The 4,824-nt window shown below is 44.5% G+C and carries 6 protein-coding genes, 1 rRNA gene and 1 pseudogene; 3 read left to right on the forward strand and 5 right to left on the reverse strand.

Annotated elements, in window-relative coordinates; all coding sequences use genetic code 11:
* Window positions 1-99: pseudogene (locus IQ263_RS27650) on the forward strand (IS630 family transposase); the annotation flags it as partial.
* Between the two features lie 315 nt (window positions 100-414).
* Complete coding sequence (locus IQ263_RS27655) at window positions 415-642, forward strand: hypothetical protein (RefSeq protein WP_194071240.1); 228 nt, start codon at window positions 415-417, stop codon at window positions 640-642.
* A gap of 72 nt (window positions 643-714) precedes the next feature.
* Here IQ263_RS27655 and IQ263_RS27660 read toward each other — a convergent pair whose 3' ends face one another.
* From IQ263_RS27660 to sufR, 5 genes are all read right to left on the reverse strand, one after another.
* Complete coding sequence (locus tag IQ263_RS27660) at window positions 715-1,113, reverse strand: helix-turn-helix domain-containing protein (RefSeq protein ID WP_194071241.1); 399 nt, start codon at window positions 1,111-1,113, stop codon at window positions 715-717.
* A 48-nt stretch (window positions 1,114-1,161) separates the two neighbouring features.
* The gene (locus tag IQ263_RS27665; protein ID WP_106332875.1) at window positions 1,162-1,380 is read right to left on the reverse strand and encodes a DUF2283 domain-containing protein; all 219 of its coding nucleotides are present in this window, start codon (window positions 1,378-1,380) and stop codon (window positions 1,162-1,164) included.
* Between the two features lie 146 nt (window positions 1,381-1,526).
* Window positions 1,527-1,643 (reverse strand): 5S ribosomal RNA (gene rrf, locus IQ263_RS27670).
* A 245-nt stretch (window positions 1,644-1,888) separates the two neighbouring features.
* A complete protein-coding gene (locus IQ263_RS27675) occupies window positions 1,889-2,296 on the reverse strand; it encodes a hypothetical protein (protein ID WP_194071242.1) in 408 nt (135 codons plus the stop codon).
* 83 nt (window positions 2,297-2,379) lie between these two features.
* The gene (gene sufR / locus IQ263_RS27680) at window positions 2,380-3,069 is read right to left on the reverse strand and encodes an iron-sulfur cluster biosynthesis transcriptional regulator SufR (RefSeq protein WP_194071243.1); all 690 of its coding nucleotides are present in this window, start codon (window positions 3,067-3,069) and stop codon (window positions 2,380-2,382) included.
* 187 nt (window positions 3,070-3,256) lie between these two features.
* On the opposite strand from sufR, the gene sufB reads away from it, so the two are divergent.
* Window positions 3,257-4,696 (forward strand): Fe-S cluster assembly protein SufB, encoded by a 1,440-nt coding sequence (gene sufB, locus IQ263_RS27685; RefSeq protein WP_194071244.1) that lies wholly within the window; start codon window positions 3,257-3,259, stop codon window positions 4,694-4,696.
* Window positions 4,697-4,824: the final 128 nt, after the last annotated feature.

Raw genomic sequence — 4,824 nt, forward strand, 5'->3', positions numbered from 1 at the left:
GATATTGAACACGATTTTAGTGCCTTAAAGCGAGCCAGAATGTATGCTCCTGCTGGCACATCTTTAGATGAACTTATCTGTGCCTACTGCGCTCAATAGTGTCTCTTTTTTATTTGAAATGACTATATGTGTCCCGATCTGAAATTGATTGAGTTGCTTCAGACCATTCCTAGCCGACCTGTCCAAAAAGTGGATAATGATTGGCGGATTACTGTAGAGGATCATTCAGTTATAGAATAAAGGTTACTAGCCGCCGCTCAAGTTGGCCGTTAGATCACTAGGAAAGATGCGAGCGCCTACTCTTGACTGCTAAAATAAGGGCGATCGCTCGTGATGACTGTGTTAAAATATGGTTCTATTCCCCCGCAATTCTAGATTATTTGAAAACAGTCATTAAAACATCACATAACCATCATGCAAACCAAAACGATCGCAATTCGCGTCAATGCTGAAGTTGCTAAGATATTTGAGGCTGCTTCTGAAGAACAGCGTCGTAAATTGGAGGCATTACTTAGCCTGAAACTTAGGGATGCAATTCGACGCAAAAGACCCCTAGAGGAGGTAATGAGTGAGATGAGTCGGAATGCTCAATCGCGAGGATTGACCCCAGAAATTTTGGATTCAATTCTTTTTGATGAGTAAGATGCGCTACGTTTTTGATACAAATACAATTATCAGTGCGATTCTGTTTGATAACAGTAAACCCGATCGCCCTTAAAGAAACAAACTAATATCAACTTGGAAAAAATCAGCTAATTTTCTGGCCTCATCTATTTCGATCGCCCTTCCACTAACAAAAACTTTCTCAACCTCAGTTTCCGTTCCCAAAACAGGAATCAAATCTGATTTGTCCAAATCTCTCGCATCCATTAAATGTTGCAACATTGAAGCAGCATTTCCTGCGGGAATTGGATAATTTTCAGCTTCAAATTTTTCAATCAGCGTTATCAAAAGCTCCAGAAATAGCTCTTCCTCCTGCGATCGCATAGGGCCGTGTTCCAGTTCGCAAGCGAGAGCAATGGCGGCCTCGTTTTCTGCTTCATTTGCGATCGGTTTGGGTTGATAGCGAACAAGTAAATCTGTATAAGATTTTGCATCAAAAGTACAAATCATTTTTCCACTCATCCTTAGATTTCCACAGGTAGCGATCGCTCTTTCTATTTAAGCTACAGTAAAAGCTATATTTTCTAGCACTACATTAGGTACATTTCCACTACCTAAAACCTGTGTAGCATCTAAAACTTCTATCCCTACCAATAACTCATTTTCCCCAATATTTAAAGCAATTTCGTCAGTTAACTGTAAAGTGCGACACTGATGCTTGCCTTCTACAAGTCTAATGTATAGAGCATCAATTTCTGAATCATAACTAATCTTCATAAATTTTCACCTCTCATTCTTCAGTCCGCGGAGGCGGACTTCGTTTGTGTAGTAGCGGTTTCAACCGCCGAGCTTCTTCTAACAACTCCCCAAAAAACTAAAGCTCTTTTCCGTTGTTGCGGGAAAAGAGCTTTAATTTATTATTAACCTGGCACCGAGCTATTTTACCGGGCAGTGACCCGCCGAGTATCTTCGCCATAGCAACGTTTAACAACCGAGTTCGGGATGGATCGGAGTGGTTCCATTACATCATAAGCACCAGGAAAGCTTTGAAAACTTTGAATCCTGTGTCTGCGTTAAACTTGATGCGCTGCATCTCTTTCGCTCGACATTTATTACATTACCAAACTCTCCCCAGTTTGTCAACCCCTTTGTCAAAAGTTTTTTTTCAATGATGTCATGGAGTCCGATGAGAGGCGAGAAACCGGGTTTATTATGAAAATATTTCGTTGCAGGCGACAGATTCCGAAAAAACCCGGTTTCTGGGAGTCTGAGCGCGTCAGCCCAATCACAAATCCAAAAATGCCGCATCCGTTCCCTGCTCTCGGCGAATCTTCCCATCCTTTACAAACCACGCCACAACCTGCTTAACTGTTAATTGCTCGATCGCACTTTCAGATTCTGCCGCAATTTGCTTCAACGGTCGCAAAGACGCCACCACCAAATTAGTAAAAAAGTTTTCAAAACTAGCATCAACTTGAATCGACTGTTGAATGCTCTCATCATTCTTAATCCAATCCATCACCTGCTGGTTAGAAACCTCAGTTATCGGCAAACCAGTCTCCCCAGCAATTTGCTTGAGCACCCTCAAACCATAAATTGCCAACCGAGTCGAAAACTTTTCCTTCGACGACAGCAGCGCCATATCAACTTCAGCGCACTCTTCCGGCTTTAAAAAATCTGCTAATGGTTCCATAGTTATTTGTTGACTGTTGACTGTTGACTGTTGAATAACTAATAACTAATAACAACTACTGACTACTGACTACTGACTACTGACTACTGACTACTGACTACTTCCTTCTTCCTAGCAATCAAATAACCGCAGCGGTGTTCCCCATTTATAATCCAGTGAGTCCGCTCCACAATACAATCCGGCAAAACCCCCGCAAACATTTCCAACTCATTGCCGCAAACACTCGGAAAAGTTTCCGCCACATTAGAAATAGCACAGTTGTGTTCCATCAACACAAATCGATCGCCCTTAACATCGCGATCGCACATCCCCACCTCTACAGATTCTACAGGATAACACTCAGCCATATAACCTTCAGCCCTGCGGAGTTCCACCAACTTAGTCACCCGCTCTTGCAGCGAACCCGAACCCACCAACCGCCGATAGTCCGTAGCCTTGCGCTGCCACTGTTTTCGTAGGATACTAATCACTTGCTCGCGGCCGACGGTTTCCGCCAAAGTATCCAAGAAAGACACAGCAAAATCGCCGTAACGGTTCGGGAAGCGATCGCGCCCCAGACTGGTAAGCTCATAAATATGCTGCGGTCGCCCCATACCAGCCTGAACCGACTGATATTGAATCAGCCCCTCCGCCTCCAAATCCTTCAAATGACGGCGAATCGCCTGCGGGCTCATCTCCAAAGACTCCGCCAACTCAAGAGCCGTCCCCTGACCCCCCTTGAGCAAATATTGCAGGATGTCCTGTTTCGTGGAAGTCTGCTGAGTGGTCTCCATCTTCACAAAAAATTATTAATTTGACTTTGACAAGATCGCTGTTGTTAATGTAGCTTAAAATATACTAAAGCAACAAACTTGTTGTTTAACTTCCCCAAGCAGCCCCCAGAACTCGCCGGGCCCCGGACAGTTCAAGCGTCTGCCATCTTTGAGAGACTTATCCAGAACACTCGAAAGCGCAAAATTCATGAGCTCTACAGTCACAACCCTAGTCAACCAGCCCTATAAATACGGTTTCGTTACCGACATCGAGTCGGACACCATCGCCCGCGGCTTGAGCGAAGATGTAGTCCGCCTGATTTCCTCGAAGAAAAACGAACCGGAATTCATGCTGCAATTCCGCCTCAAAGCATACCGGAAGTGGCTGACAATGACCGAGCCTACCTGGCCTCATGTCAACTATCCCGCGATCGACTACCAAAATATTATCTACTACTCCGCGCCAAAACAAAAGCCCAAAAAGCTCAACAGTTTGGACGAAGTTGATCCGACACTATTAGAAACCTTCGAGAAATTAGGAATTCCCCTATCCGAACAAAAACGACTGGGAAATGTCGCCGTCGATGTTGTTTTCGACAGCGTTTCCATTGCCACAACCTTTAGAGAAAAACTAGCCAAAGACGGCGTTATCTTCTGTTCCATCACAGAAGCCATCAAAGATTATCCCGAACTAATCGAAAAATATCTTGGCACAGTCGTACCAGTCGGCGACAACTTTTTCGCAGCCCTCAACTCCGCCGTATTCACCGATGGTTCCTTCGTTTACATTCCCAAAGGCGTAAAATGCCCGATGGAATTGTCAACCTATTTCCGCATCAACAACGAAGATTCCGGCCAATTCGAGCGCACCCTAATTATTGCAGAAGAAAACAGTTCTGTGTCTTACCTCGAAGGCTGCACCGCCCCGATGTTTGACACCAACCAACTGCACGCCGCCGTCGTGGAATTGGTAACAATGGACAATGCCGACATCAAATACTCAACAGTCCAAAACTGGTACGCCGGCGACGCGAACGGTAAAGGCGGGATTTACAACTTTGTGACAAAGCGCGGTTTGTGTCAAGGAGTCAATTCCAAGATTTCTTGGACGCAAGTAGAAACCGGTTCCGCGATTACTTGGAAATATCCCAGTTGCGTATTAGTCGGCGACAATTCAGTAGGGGAATTCTACTCGGTAGCCCTGACAAATAACAAGCAGCAAGCTGACACCGGAACTAAAATGATCCATGTCGGCAAAAATACTCGCAGCACGATTATTTCTAAGGGAATTTCGGCGGGTAATTCTGCAAACAGCTATCGCGGATTGGTAAAAATGGGCCCCAACGCTAAGGGCGCTCGCAATTATTCTCAGTGCGATTCGATGCTGATTGGGGACAACGCTCAAGCGAATACTTTCCCGTACATTCAAGTGCAGAACCACACTGCTAAAGTGGAACACGAAGCTTCGACTTCCAAGATTGGGGAAGAGCAATTGTTCTTCTTCGCACAGCGGGGAATTTCCGCAGAAAATGCTATTTCGATGATGATTAGCGGTTTCTGTAAGGATGTTTTCAATCAGTTACCGATGGAATTTGCGGCGGAAGCTGATAAGCTGTTGAGTCTGAAGCTGGAAGGAAGTGTGGGATAGAAGTCATTAGTCATTAGTCATTAGTCATTAGTCATTAGTCATTAGTCATTAGTCATTAGTCATTAGTCATTAGTCATTAGTCATTAGTCATTAGTCATTAGTCATTAGTCATTAGTCATTAGTCATTA

This window comes from Tychonema sp. LEGE 06208 (genome assembly GCF_015207505.1).
Taxonomy (GTDB): Bacteria; Cyanobacteriota; Cyanobacteriia; order Cyanobacteriales; family Microcoleaceae; genus Microcoleus.

Bases quoted from the DNA above. Each gene is read 5' to 3' on its own strand.
- IQ263_RS27655 (WP_194071240.1), top strand. From the start codon at position 415: ATGCAAACCAAAACGATCGCAATTCGCGTCAATGCTGAAGTTGCTAAG.
- IQ263_RS27660 (WP_194071241.1), bottom strand. From the start codon at position 1,113: ATGATTTGTACTTTTGATGCAAAATCTTATACAGATTTACTTGTTCGC.
- IQ263_RS27665 (WP_106332875.1), bottom strand. From the start codon at position 1,380: ATGAAGATTAGTTATGATTCAGAAATTGATGCTCTATACATTAGACTT.
- IQ263_RS27675 (WP_194071242.1), bottom strand. From the start codon at position 2,296: ATGGAACCATTAGCAGATTTTTTAAAGCCGGAAGAGTGCGCTGAAGTT.
- sufR (WP_194071243.1), bottom strand. From the start codon at position 3,069: ATGGAGACCACTCAGCAGACTTCCACGAAACAGGACATCCTGCAATAT.
- sufB (WP_194071244.1), top strand. From the start codon at position 3,257: ATGAGCTCTACAGTCACAACCCTAGTCAACCAGCCCTATAAATACGGT.